General features: G+C 68.0%; 18 protein-coding genes. 5 read left to right on the top strand and 13 right to left on the bottom strand.

Translation table 11 applies throughout. The features are described 5' to 3' along the window. Window positions 1-111 precede the first annotated feature (111 nt). Entirely contained in the window at window positions 112-492 is a 381-nt protein-coding gene (locus PFX91_RS06830) for a BlaI/MecI/CopY family transcriptional regulator (protein WP_285730269.1), read from the top strand. A 110-nt stretch (window positions 493-602) separates the two neighbouring features. Here the strand turns inward: PFX91_RS06830 and PFX91_RS06825 are convergent, their stop codons facing one another. The 4 genes from PFX91_RS06825 to PFX91_RS06810 are packed head-to-tail and all read right to left on the bottom strand — an operon-like array spanning window position 603 to window position 4048. Then, entirely contained in the window at window positions 603-1559 is a 957-nt protein-coding gene (locus PFX91_RS06825) for a M56 family metallopeptidase (protein WP_285730267.1), read from the bottom strand. Continuing rightward, the gene (locus PFX91_RS06820) at window positions 1556-1924 is read right to left on the bottom strand and encodes a BlaI/MecI/CopY family transcriptional regulator (RefSeq protein WP_285730266.1); all 369 of its coding nucleotides are present in this window, start codon (window positions 1922-1924) and stop codon (window positions 1556-1558) included. Before PFX91_RS06820 ends, PFX91_RS06825 begins: the two co-directional genes overlap by 4 nt. 49 nt (window positions 1925-1973) lie before the next feature. Next, complete coding sequence (locus tag PFX91_RS06815; RefSeq protein ID WP_285730264.1) at window positions 1974-3296, bottom strand: PQQ-binding-like beta-propeller repeat protein; 1323 nt, start codon at window positions 3294-3296, stop codon at window positions 1974-1976. Window positions 3297-3298: 2 nt separating this feature from the next. After that, window positions 3299-4048, bottom strand: coding sequence for a DsbA family protein (locus PFX91_RS06810; RefSeq protein ID WP_285730262.1), 750 nt, complete (start codon window positions 4046-4048; stop codon window positions 3299-3301). A 415-nt stretch (window positions 4049-4463) separates the two neighbouring features. Here PFX91_RS06810 and PFX91_RS06805 point away from each other — a divergent pair, with 415 nt between their 5' ends. The 3 genes from PFX91_RS06805 (at window position 4464) to PFX91_RS06795 (ending at window position 8280) form a co-directional block, all read left to right on the top strand. Then, complete coding sequence (locus PFX91_RS06805) at window positions 4464-4871, top strand: MerR family transcriptional regulator (protein WP_285730261.1); 408 nt, start codon at window positions 4464-4466, stop codon at window positions 4869-4871. A 337-nt stretch (window positions 4872-5208) separates the two neighbouring features. Continuing rightward, window positions 5209-6393 carry an MFS transporter gene (locus tag PFX91_RS06800; protein WP_285730259.1) on the top strand — a complete coding sequence of 395 codons (1185 nt, stop codon included), beginning with the start codon at window positions 5209-5211 and terminating at the stop codon, window positions 6391-6393. A gap of 384 nt (window positions 6394-6777) precedes the next feature. Further along, complete coding sequence (locus PFX91_RS06795; RefSeq protein ID WP_285730256.1) at window positions 6778-8280, top strand: SulP family inorganic anion transporter; 1503 nt, start codon at window positions 6778-6780, stop codon at window positions 8278-8280. A 541-nt stretch (window positions 8281-8821) separates the two neighbouring features. Here the strand turns inward: PFX91_RS06795 and PFX91_RS06790 are convergent. From PFX91_RS06790 to PFX91_RS06755, 8 genes are all read right to left on the bottom strand, one after another. Continuing rightward, window positions 8822-9556, bottom strand: coding sequence for a GIDE domain-containing protein (locus PFX91_RS06790; RefSeq protein ID WP_285730254.1), 735 nt, complete (start codon window positions 9554-9556; stop codon window positions 8822-8824). Window positions 9557-9583: 27 nt separating this feature from the next. After that, complete coding sequence (gene mnhG, locus PFX91_RS06785) at window positions 9584-9913, bottom strand: monovalent cation/H(+) antiporter subunit G (protein ID WP_285730252.1); 330 nt, start codon at window positions 9911-9913, stop codon at window positions 9584-9586. Then, window positions 9910-10167: an MrpF/PhaF family protein gene (locus PFX91_RS06780; protein ID WP_285730250.1), complete on the bottom strand. Its 258-nt coding sequence runs from the start codon at window positions 10165-10167 to the stop codon at window positions 9910-9912. The genes mnhG and PFX91_RS06780 overlap by 4 nt, the downstream gene beginning before the upstream one ends. Then, window positions 10164-10544 carry a Na+/H+ antiporter subunit E gene (locus PFX91_RS06775; RefSeq protein WP_285730249.1) on the bottom strand — a complete coding sequence of 127 codons (381 nt, stop codon included), beginning with the start codon at window positions 10542-10544 and terminating at the stop codon, window positions 10164-10166. The genes PFX91_RS06780 and PFX91_RS06775 overlap by 4 nt, the downstream gene beginning before the upstream one ends. Continuing rightward, entirely contained in the window at window positions 10541-12064 is a 1524-nt protein-coding gene (locus tag PFX91_RS06770; RefSeq protein ID WP_285730248.1) for a monovalent cation/H+ antiporter subunit D family protein, read from the bottom strand. The genes PFX91_RS06775 and PFX91_RS06770 overlap by 4 nt, the downstream gene beginning before the upstream one ends. Further along, window positions 12061-12369, bottom strand: a complete 309-nt coding sequence (locus PFX91_RS06765; RefSeq protein ID WP_285730246.1) for a sodium:proton antiporter — start codon at window positions 12367-12369, stop codon at window positions 12061-12063. Before PFX91_RS06765 ends, PFX91_RS06770 begins: the two co-directional genes overlap by 4 nt. Then, window positions 12366-15191, bottom strand: coding sequence for a DUF4040 family protein (locus PFX91_RS06760; protein WP_285730244.1), 2826 nt, complete (start codon window positions 15189-15191; stop codon window positions 12366-12368). The genes PFX91_RS06765 and PFX91_RS06760 overlap by 4 nt, the downstream gene beginning before the upstream one ends. Window positions 15192-15456: 265 nt before the next feature. After that, on the bottom strand, window positions 15457-15696 hold the full coding sequence (locus PFX91_RS06755) for a hypothetical protein (protein WP_285730467.1): 240 nt from the start codon (window positions 15694-15696) through the stop codon (window positions 15457-15459). Between the two features lie 830 nt (window positions 15697-16526). Here PFX91_RS06755 and PFX91_RS06750 point away from each other — a divergent pair. Next, entirely contained in the window at window positions 16527-17561 is a 1035-nt protein-coding gene (locus PFX91_RS06750; RefSeq protein ID WP_285730242.1) for an MlaD/PqiB family protein, read from the top strand. Window positions 17562-17781: 220 nt separating this feature from the next. Here PFX91_RS06750 and PFX91_RS06745 read toward each other — a convergent pair whose 3' ends face one another. Continuing rightward, entirely contained in the window at window positions 17782-18243 is a 462-nt protein-coding gene (locus PFX91_RS06745) for an NsdA family TPR-like regulatory protein (protein ID WP_285730240.1), read from the bottom strand. Between the last annotated feature and the right edge of the window lie 56 nt (window positions 18244-18299).

The raw sequence follows: 18299 nt of genomic DNA, 5'->3' as shown, positions 1-18299 counted from the left end.
TGATAGAAAACATCGTGCGGTGTGCCTCCGCCCGCGCCGCCCCGCGCATACCGACGTCGCGCGCCGAGCGGCGGTCGAGGGCACCCGAACAGGGAAGGCGGTGGCACGGCGATGGACCACAGGGGCCTGGGCCCGTTGGAGTCCACGGTGATGAACGCGGTCTGGGACGCGGACGCGCCGGTGACGGTGCGGGCGGTCACCCAGGCCCTGGAGAAGAACGGCCCGGCCTACACCACCGTGGCCACCGTTCTCGACAACCTGCACGGCAAGGGCTGGGTCGAACGCGAGCGGCGGGGACTGGTCTGGTTCTACCGGCCCTCGCTCGACCGGAGTGAGCGAGCGGCACGCCTCATGGGGGAGGCGTTGGCCCACAGTGACCTGCCCAAGGTCACCTTGTTGAGATTCGTGGACACGATGTCGCCGGAGGACCGCGACAGGCTCAGGCGTCTGGTGGAGGAGGCCGCCCAGAGGGCTCCGTTCGACGAGGATTGACGTGCGTTCGGTGGCCTCGTGGAAGGCCACCGAACGCGAAGGTCTCGCGGCGGACACGGTCGACCGAGTTCCGGCCGGCCCTCATCGGCACGTCCACGCTCGCGGATCGGTCAGCCGGCGCACTGACAATGAGGGATCAGCGCCGCGGCGAACGTCGAGGCGACCGTCAGGGCCAAAGGCGTCATCACGAGTGCGGCGGTGAGTCCGGTCCAGGTCCGTCTCCTCCGTGGCCGGTTCCTCGTGGGGCGTTCGATCTGTCGGCGCACTCGTTCGATCGGGCACGCTCCACCGATGGACAGGCTCTGCCGTGGGTCGGCCGACACCGCCTGGGCCAAGGAACCCAGCGCGTGGACCAACGGGTGCATCCCGACATCGCGCACGGCTCGGTCGTCCGCGGCCCATTCCACCAGGGTCGGGACGTCGCGCGCGGCGGCGCGGAACAGCGGGATTCCGGGGAAGGCGCGGTCCAGGAGCCGGACCCATCCCACGAGCAGGTGGTGTCTTCCCCGAAGGTGGGCCTGTTCGTGGGCCAGGACCGCTCGGGTCTGAGCGGCGGTGAGCGTCCCCAGGGCACCGCGCGTGATGACGACACCGCCCCGGGGGCCGGGGACGCAGTAGGCACCGCGTTCGTCGGTGTCGAGCAACCACACGGAGTGTCCGTGCAGGTGGTGGCGTTGGGCCGTCGCGAGCAGGTCACGGTGGTGTGCGCGTCTCCACGTGGAACCGGCCCGCCCCTGACGCATCGCGATCCACAGCAGGCGCAAAGACGCGGCCAGGATCAGGGCGGCCCCGCCCCCGATCCCCCATCCGGCGTGATTGCGTTCCAGGGCCTGAAGAAGACTGAGGCACGCCGCCAGGATCCCCTTGACCGAAGGCCCCAGGAGTTCCGCCGCGAGCACGGCGAGCAGGGCTCCGCACGAGAGCACCCAGGCCACGGTGGCCGAGGTCCACAGCGCCAGCATGGTACGCGGGTCCAGGTCGTGGGCGCGTTCGGCGTTGCGCAGGATGCGGGGACCTTCGAGACCGACCACGACCACGGCGCACAGGGCGGCGAAAGACCAGATCATCGCCCCTCCTCCTCCGGCAGGGCGGCGAGCATGGCACGCAGGGCGCGTACGTCCTCGGGCTGCATGGAGTCGACGAAGCGCAGCAACGTCGACTCCGAGTCCCGACTGCCGTTCAACGCCTCGTTCATCAGTTCGGCGGCGTGCGTGGAGCGGTCGCGCAGGGGACGGTAGAACCACAGACGCCCGATCCGCTCACGGTCGACCCATTCCTTGCGTCGCAGGTTCTCCAGCACGGTGGAGGTGGTGGTGTAGGCGACCTGGTGGTCGGTGAGCCCCTCCATGACGCTGCGCACCGGTAGGGGCTCCGGCGCACTCCACAACACCTCCATGACCGCGGCCTCCAGTGGACCAAGCCCAGCGATCATGGCACTCGCGCTCCCATGTCGGACGTCTGTTCTGCGGTCAGCATAGTCATCACGTTCCTTGCCGTTCTTGGTCGGCACCGTGTGCGGCGAACACGACGTAGGAGTCGTCAGCGTCACCGGACAGCGTCATCGTGACCGCCTCACCCGCCGTCCCCGCCACCGGGATCTCCCACCGTCCGCTCCCCAGGAGTTCGCCGTCACTCATGGAGCGGACGCGGTTCTCCTCTCCCAGGCTGGTGTACAGGTATCCCGAGACGATGCGCACCGGTCGTTCCCCCGGTGCGGCCTCCACCGACCACACCTCGTCTCCGGAGCCCCCGTCCCATCCCACCATCACGGACTCACCGGATCGGGCGGAGACTCCGGCGACCACCGCGCGACCGTGGTCGTCACCGATCGAAACGGGCTCGGTCTGCGCGGAGAACTCCCCCAGGGACCGGCCGTTGCGCAGGTCATGGACGGTGAACACCGTGGAACCGCCACGCTCCCAGGTCAACACGGTCAAAGGAGCGGAATCACTCACGGGGCGGGGGCCGTAGGCGAGGGTGGTCCCCTGCCCTCCCTCGTCCAAGGTATCGGGGAGGGGCAGGTCGGCGCCGCGCCAGAGCTCCTCATCCGAGAGGGAGTCGATCGCGCGCAGCCCTCCGTCACGGTGGAGGACCACGGTTCCGTGGTATTCGTGCAGGACCGTGTCCCCTTGCCGTTCATCGGCCACGACCGCCCCGGTGTCGGCGGACAGGGCCACCGCGGGCCCGGTGTCGGCGTTCATGACCGTGTGGGCGATCTGGGCGAACACCAGCCCCGGTCCCACCCAGGTGCCGGGCACGTCGGTGGGCCCCCAGACCTTGTGCCCGGTGTCGGGGTCGAAGGCGGCCGCCGTGGTCCGGGTCGCCAGGAGCCCGCGGTCGGGGGCGGCGTCACTGTCGAGCAGGACCACCAGGTCCTCCCCCCGCGTCGTGCGGGTCAGGGTGAACCCGGTGCAGCTCGGATTGCGTTCGGTGGACCAACGGGTACGACCATCGGCGCCCACGCCCACGAAGTGCAGTTCACCGCTCCCCTCCGGGGTCACGGGGCCGACGAATCCGGTGTCGGAACCTTTGGGATCGGAGGCGTAGGGCGTGGCCCATCCCGTCGATCCGTCGATGACCGGGGGAAGGTGCTCCCGCCCCACGGGCGGCGCGGGGGTGGGAGGTTCGTCCAGGGGCAGGGCGTCGATCGGGTCGGTGAGCTCGGGTCTTGCGCAGGCCGACAGGACCAGGAGCAGGACGAGGGCCGTGATGGCACGCGGACGTCGCCTGTACGCCTCAGGGGAGGGGGACCTCGTGGCCGTGGCACCGGACGGGACGCCGGCACCGTCACGGAGGAGGCTCATACCTACCGCCCCTCGTCGCGCAGGGCGAGCTCGATCGTTTCGGTGAAGGCCTCCAGTGGTTGGGCTCCCAGCACGGGGTCACCGTTGATCAGGAAGGCGGGCGTGCCACTGACCCCCATCGCCTGGCCTTCGCCGTAGTCCTCCTCCACGGCCCTTTCCGTGGCGTCGGACTCCATGTCCCGCATGAACCGCTCCGTGTCCAGGCCCAGTTCCTCCGCGACGGTCTCCATCCGCTCACGGACCCGTTCGTCCTCGCCGACGAAGTCCTCCGGACTTCCGTACACGCGCGCGTGGTACTCCCAGAACGCGTCCTGCTCGGCGGCGGCCACGGCGCCCAGGGCCAGAGTGCGCGAATTCTCTCCCAGGTAGGGGAACTCGCGCCACTCGATCCGCAGCAACCCTTCGAAGACGTAGTCCTCGACGATGTCGGGCTGGGTCCGACGCACCCATTCCCCACAGAACGGACACAGGTAGTCGGAGTAGACGACCATCACGACGGGCGCGTCGACCTCCCCCATCGCCCGGGGGTCGTCTTCCCGCCTGAGCGCGAGCTCCTCCCCCGCCTCTCTCATCTCCTGGCTCACGGTCTGCGTGAGTTCTTCGGTGGATCGCTCCTCCGAGGGGTTCTGGAGTCGCTCTGCGCGCACGAACAGGAACGTGAGCGCCAACAGCACGCAGGCCGCCCCCGTGAGCACCAGCGTCGGTGCGATCGGACGGCTGGACCGGTCGGACATGGTCGGGACCTCGCTCACAGGATTCTATAGACCTTCGTAGGTATTCTATCTCCCATAGAAAGTGATGGCCGTACCGGACGCGAGCACACGGTGTGCTCTCGGAGAACGGGACCGAGACCCCTCCCCTGCGCGGAACGACGGGCCCCGGGCCCTTCGTCGACCTCATGGGCGGAAGCGGCTCGGCCACGAGGCTCCCTCGGGAGGTCACGTGCCGCCCGCTCCCCCGACCACCGGTGTCCGGCCGGGGGACTCGCCTCCGTCGGGGACGATGACGGCCGACCCCTCCTCGTGTCACCCCCAGGCCGCGGTGGAACGCCCGGCAAGGCGTGGAATCCTCTTCGCACAGGGAACGCGCTACCGTAGCGCACCTGGCCGTGGACGACGCACAGGCGAACCCGACGTCGGAGTCGAGTGATTGAGAAGGGGTGCCGCGATGCCCGAACCGCGCCGCATGCAGATCGGCGAGGTCGCCGAGCGGACCGGTCTGTCCCTGCGGACCATCCGTTACTACGGCGAGATGGGTCTGGTGGAGCCCTCGGCCCGCTCCCGTGGAGGTTTCCGCCTCTACACCGAGGAGGACGTGGACCGGCTGAACCTCATCAAGCGGATGAAGCCGCTGGAGTTCAGTCTGGAGGAGACGCGTGAACTCCTGGAGAGCCTCGATCGGCTGAACTCCGGCGAGGCCTCCTCTGAGGAGCACAAGGCACTGAGCGAGAGACTCGACGCCTTCGAGGCCGCCATCGCCGCCCGCTGTCGAGCCCTGCGGGAACAGCTCGCGATGGCGGAGGAGTTCGCCGGACGCCTCCGGGAGCAGCGCAACCAGAACAACGCCACCACCTGAGCGAGCACACGTGTGAGGAACGCTCTCGACGGCGCCACGCCGAAGCCGCGCACCTCACCCGACGCCGGACGCCCCGGTTCCGAGACGACGATGGGCTCTGGAACCGGTTCGCCGCATGTGACGGTCGCGGGCGGTCGATCGAGGCGGCCCGGATCCACCATGGCCCCGGCGGCGGAACCGACAGGGAATATCCACTCTCCGCGATTCCTTGATTCTCAAGGGTCACCATGCCGCTCCGGGTCGAACCCCCGCCCGCGCCCCCGCCGTCCGTCGAGGAGTCATACTGTCCACCGCGCCGCCCACCGCCGCAACGTCCCGTCGTTCCGTCGCCAGGATCGTGGCGGCCTCCGCCCTGGTCCTGGCGTTGAGCGGACCGGGACAGACCGCCGGTATCGCCGTCTTCGTCGACCATGTCATCGCCGACCTGGGCGTGGGCCGTTCGGCCGTCTCCTTGGCCTACATGGTGGGGACCCTCTCCGGCGCGCTCGCGCTTCCCTGGATCGGCCGCGCCGTGGACCGTTTCGGGGTCCAACGGGTCCTGGTACTGGTGGCGATCGGCTTCGGGGGTTTCCTGGTCCTGTTGTCGGGCGCTCAAGAGTTGATCGGTCTGACGGCCGGGTTCATCGGGGTGCGCGCCCTGGGCCAGGGAGGCATGAGCATGATCGCGACCACCGCCGTCGCGATCGCCGTGACCCGCAACCGGGGCACCCTACTGGGGCTGACCGGATCCTTGGGAGCTGCGGGCATCTCCCTGTTCCCACTGCTGGCCGAGCGCGTGATCACCCTGCTCGGCTGGCGGTACACCTTCGTCGCCGAAGGCCTGCTGATCTGGATCGTGGTCCTTCCCCTGGCCTTCTGGGGCCTGCGCGGAGCCACGCGAACGCCCCAGGAGGAGCACTCCTCTTCCTCGGGAGAGGCCGAGGTCGCCGAGGTGTCGGCGTGGCCGCTCTCGGCGATCGCGCGCACCTCCATGTTCTGGGCGATGGCCGGAGCCATCGCGTGCAGTGGCCTGGTGTCCACCGCCGTGTTCTTCCACCAGATCTCCATCCTGGGAGAGCAGGGGCTCACCCCGGTCCAGGCCGCCGCCAACTTCCTGCCCCAGACCGTCGCGGGACTGGGATCGGCGCTGTTGTTCGGTTCGGCCGCCGACCGGATCTCCCCCAAGGTGCTGATGAGCGCCGCCATGGCCATGCACGCCCTCGCCCTGGTCACGTTGCCGATGGTCACCCCGGGGTGGGGCGCCCTGCTGTACGGGGCCGCCCTGGGTGCGGCGGCCTCCGGTGCCCGCGCGGTGGAGAGCGCGGCTCTGCCCTTCTACTTCGGCACGGCGAACCTGGGTACCCTGCGGGGGCTGACACAGTCCGTCGCGGTCGCCTCCACGGCGGTGGGCCCCATCCTGTTGTCCCTGGCCCAGGGTCAGGCCGGTTCCTACCGTCCGGGGGTCCTGGGGCTGGCGCTGCTGTGCTTCCTCGTGGCGGTCGCGGTGTGCTTCGCCCGCAGACCACGGCGACGCGTTTCCTGACCACGGCGCCGCCTCCGCGCCACCCGCGTGGACGGCGGGCCCGAACGTCCGCCACCCCACGTGGGAACGGTTCCGATCGCCGACGGACACCAGTGTGACGGTCGCCTCAGTCTCCCCGCGTGACTCTAACCCTAACGTAAGGGTAAGTTCGTTCCAGGTCCTCACGCCCCGCGCGTGAGCCGACCGCATGCTTCCGACCGGCCTCAGGGGCACGGTCGGGTCCACGGTGACGAAGCCACACCCGGGGTCGGGGCCGCCACGAGCGCCACACGATTCCGGACATCCGGGCGCAATCTGCTCGTCGAGTCACGAGACATGTCCGTTCGCGGCGTCGCCGTACACCTGGCCCGAACACCGCGGCCCGCTGTGGGCTGCCCGAAATCGATGGGTTCCATGAAACTTCCCGTGAAGACCTCTGCGCGGTCCCTCCTGCCCAAGGTGCCCGCACCCGCGCAGATCCGCGCCGACGTACTGGCCGGACTGGTCGTCGCCCTGGCCCTGATCCCCGAGGCCATCGCCTTCTCCCTCATCGCCGGGGTCGACCCCCGGGTGGGCCTGTACGCCTCCTTCGTCATGGCCGTGTCCATCGCCTTCCTGGGCGGACGTCCGGCGATGATCTCCGCCGCCACCGGCGCCATGGCCCTGGTCGCGGCACCCCTGTCCATCGAGCACGGCGTCGACCACCTCATCGCCGCCACCTTGCTGGCCGGACTGTTCCAGATCGTCCTGGGCCTGGCCGGCGTGGCCAAACTGATGCGGTTCGTCCCGCCCAGCGTGATGACCGGCTTCATCAACGCCCTGGCCATCCTCATCTTCCTGTCCCAGATGCCTTATCTGGTCCCCTTCGACGTGCCGGTGTACGTCATGGTCGCGATCGGTCTCGCCATCATCTTCGGCCTGCCCCGCCTGACCAAGGCCGTTCCCGCGCCCCTGGTCGCGATCGTGGTGCTCACCATCGCCACCCTCACCATGGGCCTGTCCACCCGCACCGTGGGAGACGAGGGCGAACTGCCCGACACCTTCCCCGTCCCCCTGATCCCGGACGTGCCCTACACCTGGGACACCCTGGCCCTGATCGCCCCCTACTCCCTGACCCTGGCCCTGGTCGGCCTGATGGAGTCGCTGATGACCGCCAAGGTCGTCGACGACCGCACCCGGACCACCTCCGACCACGCTCGCGAGGCCCGCGGCCAGGGCATCGCCAACATCCTGGTCGGCCTGTTCGGCGGCATGGCCGGTTGCGCGATGATCGGCCAGACCATGATCAACGTCTCCTCCGGCGCACGCACCCGCATCTCCACCTTCCTGGCCGGGGTGTTCCTGATCATCCTGTGCGTGGGGCTGGGCGACATCGTCGGGCTGATCCCGATGGCCGCGCTGGTGGCGGTGATGATCTTCGTGTCCATCGTCACCTTCGACTGGCACAGCATCGCCCCCTCCACCGTCCGGCGTCTGCCCTGGACCGAGACGCTGACCATGGTCGTCACCGTGGCCGTGGTGGTGGCCACCGGCAATCTGGCCCTGGGCGTCATCGCCGGCGTACTGGTGTCCATGGTGCTGTTCACCCGCAAGGCGGCGCTGCACGCCGACGTCACCAGCGTGCTGGACCCCGAGGGCGGCACCCGGGTGTACTCGGTGCACGGCGAGGTGTTCTTCGCCTCCACCTCGGCGTTGGTCGACCGGTTCGACTACACCGAACCCGGTCTGACCAAGGTGGTGGTGGACATGTCCGGTGCGCACGTGTGGGACTCCTCGGCCGTCGCCGCCCTGGACCAGGTCAGCGCGCACTTCCGCCGCCGTGGGGTACAGGTCCACATCACCGGCCTGAACGAGCCCAGCGCCCACCTGCACAAGGAACTGAGCGGCACCCTCACCGACGAACACTGAGCCTTCCGAGGCAGGCTCCGCGATGGGGCCGTTCGGTGTCCTCGGATCCCGGTGGCCGTCGCGGCGCCTCGCTTCGGGGGAGACGATGGACTTCCGGCCCCGGGGCCGCCCCTCGTCCAGGCCCCCGAGAAGCCGACCTTTGGACGAGCGGCGCCGCTGCGGCCCATACGACGGGGCCACAGCGGCGCCGAGGTCCGCGGTCGTCGGCGTCCATGAGCGCGACGGCGGGGTGGCGGGAGGGACGCGGGGCGGCGCCGCCCATCACCACGTTGGTACCGCCCGCCGGCCCGCCCCGTCGCCTGTGCGGGGCCGGTGACGTCCACATCGCCGACCTGCGATCCCGGGTTCCGTGGGCGTGCCGCGCACGGAACCCGGAACGGTCGCCCACCGCCCCACGAGACGGAATCCCGGGACAGCGGCCCCTCCCCGGATACGGCACGCGGGGGCGCCGTGACCCGGGAACGGGAGAAGGCCCCCACCACGACCCGAGCCGCGCCTGGTCCCACGTGTCGCGACGTTCCTCGCCCCTCCGTGGAGGGCCTCAGGCAAGGCACGACCACAGGAAAACCCCCAACGACACCGCGAAGGCCGTGGTGGTGAGGAGGATCGTCACGCGTTGGGCGTCTTTGAGCAGGGGAGCGGGCCGGGTAGAGATGAGCAACGCGTCCTCGCCCGAGGCGCGGATCACGGTTCCGTACGTTCCCCGCGCGACGGTGCCGTGGACCAGTAGTCGGGTTCCTGGGGCTATGGCCCATTCTCGAAACGTGCATTCGCTGTCCGTGGCCACCCGCTCGGTGTGGACGAGTTCCGTGCCGATCGGTTCTTCCTCCTCCTCCGTTTCGGAGACCTCATGGGTGAGGGGAAGCCTGTCCCCCGCGGTGTGGTCCGGATCGCAGAGCACCGAACCGGTCCGATCCCGCAGTACGAAGGGCGCACGGCTCTGTCTCATGTGGAGAAGGGTGTGCCGCATACGACCGCGGTGGGCGTCCGGGCCGGGACGGCGATCCCACACCTCGATCCGGTACCAGACACAGGCGACCCCCGAGTACGGTGCGGTCAGCAGTCCGTCCGGACCGGCGTCGGCGTTTCCGTCGACCACGACCTCCGTGCCGGGTTCGGGTATGTCGCGCAGGGGCGGGTTCTGTGCCTGCTCCAGGGTGCGCAGTCGGGTGTGTGCGCGGTGAGCGTATCGGAGCAGGGAACCGGTGATCACCGTGGCCAGAAGCGCGAGGAGCTGCATGGCGGTTCGGGCCTCGCCCACCAGCATGTCGTCCATGGATGTCACCTCCCTTCCGAGCGGCGCCTACTCGGCTTCGGCGAGGTCGTCGCGCCGGGTGTCCGGGGTCGCGGGGGTGGCGGACAGGTAGCCGGCGCGGGCCATGGCGTTGCCGCCGACCGCCGCGGTGGCCAGCTGCACGAGCAGGGCCAAACCGATCTTGAGGGCGTTCTCCACCGAGGGGAACCACAACAGCAGCCCGAGCAGGAGCAACGCCGTACCCAGACCAGAGGAGACGGACATCCCGTGCAGACGCGCATAGAAGTCGGGCAGCCGTACCAGGCCCCAGGCTCCGGCCACGAAGACGGCCGCGCCCACGAGGACACAGACGAGGGCGAGTCCTTCGAGGAGGGTCATCGTTTTCCTCCAGCGACGAGCCGGGCCAGGGACAGGGCGGCGAGGAACCCGACCAGGGTGCACACCAGAACGACGTCGACCATCGCGTCGGAGTCCAGACGCAGACCCAGGACGATGACGAGGCCGACGAATCCGAAGAAGACCATGTCGGATCCCACGCCTATGTCGGCCTTGTGCGGACCGACGAGAACCCGGTAGGCGGCGGCCACCATGGCGGCCCCGATGAGCAGTAGGGCGACGTCGAGGAGGTTCAACGGGGCTCCTTTTCCACCGCGCTGCGCGGGCGCGTGCGCTGGGGGCGGGTGATGGACAACAGGTAGTCCTCCATCTGACGGATGTCGTCGTGGAAGGCGTGTTCGTCGGCGGTGTAGAGACCGTGGACCCACAGGGTGGGCGGCTCCAGGCGCGTGGCCACGGTCACCGTTCCGGGGGTCAGGGAGATCATGTTGGCGATGGCGGTGATCTCCACCTCGGTGCGGCAGCGCAGCGGTACCTCGATGAACGCGGGCGTGGCCGCGTTGCCGGGTGTGAGGATGTCCCAGACGACCCGCAGCGTCGAGGTCACCACCCGGAGGCCGTAGAAGAAGGGGAACCAGGCGATGCGCCCGGCCCTGCGCAGCAGATCGCTCATCGGTTCGTCACCGCCTCGACGTAGGCGGAGGTGTCCAACAGGTGCGCTGCGGCCTGCGCGCTCAGGTCGAGTAGGAGCTGGCCTCCCAATCCGACGCACAGGGTCACGGCGGTCAGTGCCACGGCCGGAAGGACCAGTCCGGTCCGGATCCGGGTGACGGCGGAAGGCGCGGTGATCGTCGTGGTCCCGCCCTTGGATGGTCCGTCCGCCATTCGGAGTTCCCGCTCGGGCTCGGGTGGTCGGCCCCAGAAGACCGAGCTCCAGATCTTGAGCATCGACATCAGGGTGATGAGGCTGACGGCGATGGCGATGGCGGCGACGACCCACTGTCCGGCGTCGAAGGCCGCCGCGACCAGGGCGAGTTTGGCCACGAAACCGGAGAAGGGCGGCAACCCCGCCAGGGACAGGGCGGCGCCCAGGAAGGCCAGCGCCAGCAGCGGTTCCCTCTGCGCCAGACCGCGCAGACGCTCCAGCTCCCCCGTTCCGTGGACATGTTCGACCGCGCCGGTGGACAGGAACAGGGACGCCTTGACCACCATGTGGTGGACGAGATAGAAGATGCCGGCCATGAGACCGAGTTCGGTGAACAGGGCGACACCGAGAAGGATGTAGCCGATCTGGCTGACCATGTGGAACACCAGGATCGAACGGGTGGTGCCCTCCCCGACCGCGCCCATGACTCCGACTGCCATGGTCGCGGTGAACACGACCAGACCGATCCACAACAGCGAGGCGTCGCCGTCGAAGACGAGGGCGTACAGGCGGTAGATGACGTAGATGGCGACCTTGGTGTGCAGGCCGGAGAACAGGGCGGTGACGGCGGGCGAAGGTGCGGTGTAGGTGCGCACCAGCCATCCGTGCACCGGGATCACCGCGGCCTTGACCATCATCGCCAGGAGGACCAGGCCCATGGCCACCGCCACCAGGGGCGACTCCCGAGCCGCCCCGGCCAACTCCCCCAGTTGCACGGTTCCCGCGGTGCCGTACACCAGGGCGACACCGGCGAGGAAGATGGTGGAGGTGAGCAGGTTGGCCGTGACGTAGACGCGTCCGCCCCGTAGACCGCGCAGGGTGCCGGCGATGGCCATCAGCCCGTAGGAGGGCAGCAGCATCACCTCGACGAACACGAACAGGTTGAACAGGTCCGCGGTGAGCAGTGCTCCGTACACGCCCGCCGACAGCACCAGGATCAACGAGGGGAGATAGCGGCGGTCGGCCTCGCCGGTGGCGACGGCGAAGGCCGAGCACACGAGGACGAGCAGGGCGGTGGTGGTCACCATCAGAGCGCTGAAGGTGTCGATGACGAAGGGGATGGCCACTCCGGCGGGCCACAGGCCCACCTGGTGGACGTGGACCTCCCCGTCCCGCGTCGCCCAGAGCAGGAGGAACCCCGCGGCCAGGGCGCCCGTGCTGGTGCCCAGAAAGAGGAACCGGCAGAGCCGCCCTGTGGTGAACATGGTCAGCAGGGCGGCGCAGAAGAGGGGCACCGCGACCAGGAGCGGGAGGAGCACGGTGTTCATGAGGCGTCCTCGGTGTCGTCGCCCTTACCGGTGACGGCGAGGGTGAGCATGTAGATGGTGATGGAGAAGGCGATGACGATGGCGGTCAGGACGAACGCCTGCGGGAGCGGATCGGCCAAGGCTCCCGCCGTCTGCCGGCCGAGAAGGGGCTCTCCTCGCCGGAAGATCCCGCCCGCCGACATCAACAGGAGGTTGGCGCCGTGGCTGAGCAGGACGAAGCCCAGAACGATACGGACCATGCCGCGTTGCAGGAGGAGGTAGACGGCTCCGGCGATCAGGACGCCGATGGTGATGGCCAGGGTCATCGAGTACCTCCGGTGGCGGCATCACGGCGGGCGGGTGCGGGGGCGGGTGCGGGTGCGGAGTCGGGCCGTGGCAGGCCCAGCTGATTGAGCGCGGTCAGTATCACGCCGACCACGGCCAGGTAGACGCCGACGTCGAAGACGAGCGCGGTGGTGAAGTGGTAGTGACCGCCCCACGGCAGCGGGACGTCGGCGTGCAAAGGCCTGAGGAAGGAGCCGTCGACGAAACCGAGCAGACCGGTGAACACGGCGATGAGGACGCCTACGGCGATGATGGCCGGATAGGTCAGCCGGATCCGCGCCACCGAGGCGTTGGGAGCCACCAGGTAGGCCAGGGCGAAGGCCGCGCCTCCCACCAGCCCGGCGATGAATCCGCCACCGGAGGCGTTGTGACCACGTGCGAGCAGGTAGAAGGACCAGACCACGAGCAACGGAATGAGAACCCGGGCGACGGTGCGCATGATGACGGTGTTGGCGTCGGCGGCCCAGACCGGATTGTCGCGGCCCACTGTCGGCCGGAGCCGGCCGACCTCGCTGAGCCCCATCGAGCGCAGAACCGCGATGATGATGAGGCCCGCCACACCCAGGACGGTGAGTTCGCCCAGGGTGTCCAGTGCCCGATAGTCGACCAGGATGGTGTTGACCACGTTGGTGCCACCGGTGTCGGCGGGCGCGTTCTCCAACAGGTGGGCGCTCACCGCCGAGGGTTCCCTGCGGCCGGTGAGCAGATAGGCGCCCAGCCCCGCCGCGGTGCCACAGGCGATGGCGATCACCGCGGTGACGACCGTGCGTGAGGGACGGACCCGGTGGAACCCGGCCGGCAGGCGACGCAGGACCAGGACCGCCACGACGACCGTCAGGATCTCCACCAGGAGCTGGGTGAGGGCCACGTCGATGGCTCCCAGGAACATGAACCAGATCGCGACGGCGAATCCGGCGAGGCCGATCAGGACCAGGGCCGCCATGCGGGACCGGACCGCCACCGCGGTGACCACCGAGACCGTGACGAGGGCGACCACCAGCCAGTCCAGGGGACGCGAGGCGTCGCCCACGGGCGTCCCGTAGTCCAGTCCCCGCACAGCCACCGCGGCGGCGAACACGATGACCAGGATCAGGGGAACGGCCAGGTGACGCGTGGGTGCGTCACTGCGGGTCGGATCGCCGACGCGCCTCCCGAGGACGATCACGCCGGCGTGCAGGCGGTCGAAGATCGCCGTCCCCCGTACGGGGAGTCTCCACAGGGGAACGGCGACACTCGTGGTGGAGAGCCCCCAGGCCACGAGAGCGCCGATGAGCAGGGCTGCCGCCGACATCCCCAGGGCCGGGTTGAGTCCATGCCACAGGGCCAGGTGGGCTTCGGCCGTCTCATGGGTGGCGTCCCCCGCCGCGCGTTCGGCGATGGGGTTCAGCACCGGCACCGCCACCCCCAGGACGAGTCCGGCCAGAGCGGTGATGGCCGGTGCGGCGAGGAAGAACGCGTCCCCCTCCCGAGGTGTTCGCGTTCCGGGGTGGCGCAGCCGCCTCCCGCCGAAGGTTCCGTACACGAAGCGGAAGGCGTAGGCGACGGTCAGCGCCGCGGCCAGAACCGCCGCGACAGCGGGGACGGGGCCGGCCCAGGGAACGGTCGGCGTGTGCAGCAGGGCCTCGAAGACGTTCTCCTTGCTGACGAACCCCAGCAGCGGCGGCACCCCCGCCATGGACAGCGCCGCCAGGGCGCTCACCGTCGCCGTGATCGGCATGACCCGCCTCAACCCACCGAGTTCGCGCAGGTCCCGAGTGCCGCTCTGGTGGTCGACGACACCGACCACCATGAACAGCGTCGCCTTGAACAGGGCATGGGCCAGGGTGTGGACGGCGGCGGCGATGAGCGCCTGTGGTGTGCCCACACCGATGACGGCGATGAGGAACCCCAACTGGCTGACCGTGGAGTAGGCCGTCAACTCCTTCAGATCGTGGGACCGCAGGGCGCACACCGCCCCCAGGAGGGCGGTGATCAGTCCGGCCACGAGCAGGCTGGTGCCCCACACGGCGGTGTCGGCGAAGGCCGGCGAGAACCGCATCGCCAGGTAGACACCGGCCTTGACCATGGCCGCGGCGTGCAGATACGCGCTGACCGGAGTACTGGCGGCCATGGCATCGGGCAGCCAGTAGTGGAAGGGGAACTGCGCCGACTTGGTGAAGACCGCGATGATCACCAGCACCGCGACGGTGGCGGTGAAGGCGGTGTCCCGGGTCCAGGACAGGTCGTCCAGGACGGCACTGAGGCGCGTGGTACCGGTATGCGTCCACAGCAGTACGACGGCGGCGAGCAGGGCGAGCCCGCCCAGGGCGGTGAGCAGGAAGGTGCGTACGGCCGGCCTCGCCGCCGTCGGGCCGGACAACCCGATCAGGTAGAAGGAGCAGATCGTGGTCAGCTCCCAGAAGACGAACAGCAGAACAAGGTCGTCGGCCAGTACCAAGCCCGTCATCGCCAGGGCGAAGGAACTCATGAGCAAGTAGAACCCGGTACGACGCCCCGGCGGAAAGTACCGCGCGGAGTAGGCCATGATGAGCGCGCCCACGCCCAGCACCAGAACGCAGAACAGCCAGGACAGACCGTCCATGCGAAGGGTCAGCCCCACGCCCAGGGCCGGCATCCAGGAGACGGAGGCCTCCAGCGCCGGAGCCCCGTTCCAGAGGCGGGGGCCCTGGGCGAGGACCGGAACCGTGAGCAAGGCCAAGACCACGGCCAGAGGCCACCCCGTGGCACGTCCCAGCACCCGATCCAGCACGGGAACGCACAAAGTGGCCACGGTGAGCACGACAAGGAGGAGGAGCAGCGGCACGCCGCGTCCTTTCACGATCTTCCACCGGTTTCCGGGCATGCGAAGGCACGCCAGGAGAGGTCGCGCCCATGGGCACGACATCGGCGGTCAGAGAACGAAACTGTGGGAGAGCACCCCTGGGGTACCGAGCACGCGACGAAGACGGGACGGGCCCGTCGTCTCCCTTAGCGCTGCGAGACCGTTGGCAACGGCGAAGCGCCCCCGACGCACACGCGTGGAAGGAGAGTCGTACGCGGAGAAAGAGCCCTCAACGGAGGGAAGGGGATCAGCGACGCCCAGGGGGGCAGGCGCTGAGTTCACCATGGGCGTTGGTACCCCACGAGGTGGAGTAACCGTTGGTGCCCAGAGGGAGGGGATTGCGCACCAGGATCCTGTGACGTTCCTCGAAGCGCGATCGACCGATGGCGGTGAGAGACTGCCGGCCGCGGAAGAGCGGGCGGCCCTGGAGAACAGAGAAACGGCGTTGCGCCGGAGGCGTCGCGGTCGAGGGAAGCGGTGAGGACATGGTCACTACCCCTCTCCCTCCACACGACGCGTGATGATCGCAGGTCACCTTACCAGAGTCCGCACCCCGCGACCAGGGCGAGTGTCCTGAAACACCCCCATCGGTGGGTGCCGAAAAGCTACGAAGACGTCCTCTTCCTCGGCGCTCGTTCTCTCGGGGACTCCTCGGACGCCGAGAACCGATGCGTTCCACCCGGTGGCTTTCGCACCGACACGGCGCGGGGCGGCGCCGCGCACCCCCGACGAAGCGGCCGACCGGAGAGGATGGTGTGCGATCGCACGAGCGAGGAGACACGTGGCGGTGCACAACCGGGCGGGCCCTGTGCGCACCCGATGCCCCCACGAGGCTCCCGAGGCTGCTTTCCGGAATACCGGTCAGCGGAACCGAAGACATCGGACCCCACCCGCGGAATCCGGAAGCGAGTCGACACACGACCGTCAAGAGGAGCGGTTCGCTTCTCGTGCGCCGTGGGAGGACGGCTCAACGGCCTCACCGTCCCGATCGTCCTCCACCGGAGACGAAGAAAGAGGCTCGCCGACCGGCGAACCTCTCTCTGAACCGCTACTGCTCTGTCGGGACGGCGGGATTTGAACCCACGACCCCTTGACCCCCAGGCACCCCCGGCGTAGTCGCCGGGGGTCGCGGACGGTCATCCCACAACACGAACCCGCAGGCCAGGGTCACCCGCCCCGGCCAGCAAGCAACGGGACCGGTCACCGAGGGGCGCCCACGGGCGCCCCTCCCCCAACCCCACCTCCACCCCACCCAGATTGTCAGCACCCAGAGCTACCGTGTTGTCACACCAACCCTCCGCTACAGAGAGATGCGCCATGGTGAACACCCCCTCTTCACCGAAATCCGCCACGGGGCCCCGCCCCCAAGGGTCAGGCCAAGCAAACAAGCGCACACAGAATCAGAAGGCGCGCAACTATGCATCCGGTGTCAGCAAGGCTCTTTTCCTGCTCAGCAGAGGACGCTGCTACGAGCCTTCTTGCCCCCGCCCAGTAATCCGAGAAATTGACGGAGAGCCGATTGCAGACGTCGAAATTGCACACATACGCGCACACAGCCCCGACGGCCCTCGCTTCGACCCAAAAATGGGGAACGATGAAAGAAAATCCTTCGCAAACCTCATCCTACTCTGCAACCCCCACCATACGGTCATAGACAATAATCCAAATAAATACCCAACCAAGCTCCTGCTTCAGTGGAAGAAAAATCGAGAAGGGGAGCTATTCGAGCAACTATCAGGGCTTGAAAACCTCACACCAAACAAGCTCCAAGAAATGATGTCTTCAGCAGTCACGCAGAGCAAAGAAGAAATAATGCATGCAATTGGAGAATTATCAGAGATCAGCGAAGAGTCCGCGGCAATACTCAAGAAACTCGCCAAAGAAAACTTCAGCCGACCTTACATCGACATAGACGCAGTAGAATCCCTCGCCGACTCGACCCGCAGACTCACCCATCTCGAAGAAACCACCGTCTCATTGCGCGAGGCAGCCCACCACCTAGGACACCTGCAAGACACAACACCCGAACTCTCCAAAGCCGCCGAAGACCTCGAGCACTACGTCTCAGCAATCTCAAGCCTTCAATCAATGAATGTCGAAATAGATAAGTCGACGGAAAAAATTAACCATGTCCTACGTAGCACACTCCACGAACGCCCCTGGGAAGCGGCAGAGCAGGGGATATTCGAGACCGCCGAGGCGATCGAACGAACAGTTGACTCCATCAACAATTTAGATTCCGAGATCATCATCAGGGACAAAGGGCGCTGGACATACTTCCTCCGAGGGATCATCTTCGGAATATGCATAGGGCTGGCTATTTTTTACTATGTATCCACCCAATTAGGATAGACGAAGCATCAACGAATGCCCCGGAGAAGTTTCGACAGCAAGAGTTTTAGAGTTGACGCATGTCGGGCAACCCATTGACCGGGATGCAGCATGCTTTGATCAGGGGAAACGCATCCACAAGGGTGCACCCGTCATACGGGCTACCCGGCTGCTGCACCGCGCGACAGACCCACGGACCAACTCAGCTACTGGATCCGCACAGATCTGCGAATGAGAGTGATTACGCCGCACCCAGGACATCGCGCACTTCGGGAATGTTGCGGAACCGATCCAGAGCCCTTCTGACGACGCGAGCGCGTTCGTTGGTGCGCTCGCTGCCCAGACCATTGGCGATCTCCAGCATGCGACAGGCAACCTCGGCTGCCGCTTCGGGCTCGTTGGCGTCCGCGTACGCAACCGCGAGCCAAGCCAGATACAACGCCAGTTCCCGACCATGAGCGGTGTCGTACTGGGACAGCACGTCGTTGAGCAGCGGAACCGCACGCAAAGGCCGGTGAAGCTCGGTGTACGCGCGAGCCTCCATGATCTGGAGTTCGCCCTCATCGACCCAGTCCAACCAGGCCGGTTCCTCCTCATCACCCTGGTGGGCCAGGGCTTCAGCGGCTTCTCCCCGAGCACGCATCACCGCACGTGCCTTCTCGACCTTGGTGTGCGCCCAGGCGCCCCGGTGCCAGAACAACACACGATCCCGCGCAGGAACGCCTGGGCATTCCTTCGAAAAAGAATTCACTCGGCATC

The organism is Nocardiopsis sp. ATB16-24 (assembly GCF_030271535.1).
GTDB lineage: Bacteria > Actinomycetota > Actinomycetes > Streptosporangiales > Streptosporangiaceae > Nocardiopsis.
The sequence above is the reverse complement of the archived record's forward strand: the minus strand, read 5'-3'. Positions and strand labels throughout refer to the sequence as shown.

Bases quoted from the DNA above. Each gene is read 5' to 3' on its own strand.
- PFX91_RS06750 (WP_285730242.1), top strand. From the start codon at position 16,527: ATGGTGAACACCCCCTCTTCACCGAAATCCGCCACGGGGCCCCGCCCC.
- PFX91_RS06815 (WP_285730264.1), bottom strand. From the start codon at position 3,296: ATGAGCCTCCTCCGTGACGGTGCCGGCGTCCCGTCCGGTGCCACGGCC.
- PFX91_RS06755 (WP_285730467.1), bottom strand. From the start codon at position 15,696: ATGTCCTCACCGCTTCCCTCGACCGCGACGCCTCCGGCGCAACGCCGT.
- PFX91_RS06825 (WP_285730267.1), bottom strand. From the start codon at position 1,559: ATGATCTGGTCTTTCGCCGCCCTGTGCGCCGTGGTCGTGGTCGGTCTC.
- PFX91_RS06830 (WP_285730269.1), top strand. From the start codon at position 112: ATGGACCACAGGGGCCTGGGCCCGTTGGAGTCCACGGTGATGAACGCG.
- PFX91_RS06795 (WP_285730256.1), top strand. From the start codon at position 6,778: ATGGGTTCCATGAAACTTCCCGTGAAGACCTCTGCGCGGTCCCTCCTG.
- PFX91_RS06765 (WP_285730246.1), bottom strand. From the start codon at position 12,369: ATGACCCTGGCCATCACCATCGGCGTCCTGATCGCCGGAGCCGTCTAC.
- mnhG (WP_285730252.1), bottom strand. From the start codon at position 9,913: ATGACCCTCCTCGAAGGACTCGCCCTCGTCTGTGTCCTCGTGGGCGCG.
- PFX91_RS06770 (WP_285730248.1), bottom strand. From the start codon at position 12,064: ATGAACACCGTGCTCCTCCCGCTCCTGGTCGCGGTGCCCCTCTTCTGC.
- PFX91_RS06820 (WP_285730266.1), bottom strand. From the start codon at position 1,924: ATGATCGCTGGGCTTGGTCCACTGGAGGCCGCGGTCATGGAGGTGTTG.
- PFX91_RS06805 (WP_285730261.1), top strand. From the start codon at position 4,464: ATGCCCGAACCGCGCCGCATGCAGATCGGCGAGGTCGCCGAGCGGACC.
- PFX91_RS06775 (WP_285730249.1), bottom strand. From the start codon at position 10,544: ATGAGCGATCTGCTGCGCAGGGCCGGGCGCATCGCCTGGTTCCCCTTC.
- PFX91_RS06790 (WP_285730254.1), bottom strand. From the start codon at position 9,556: ATGGACGACATGCTGGTGGGCGAGGCCCGAACCGCCATGCAGCTCCTC.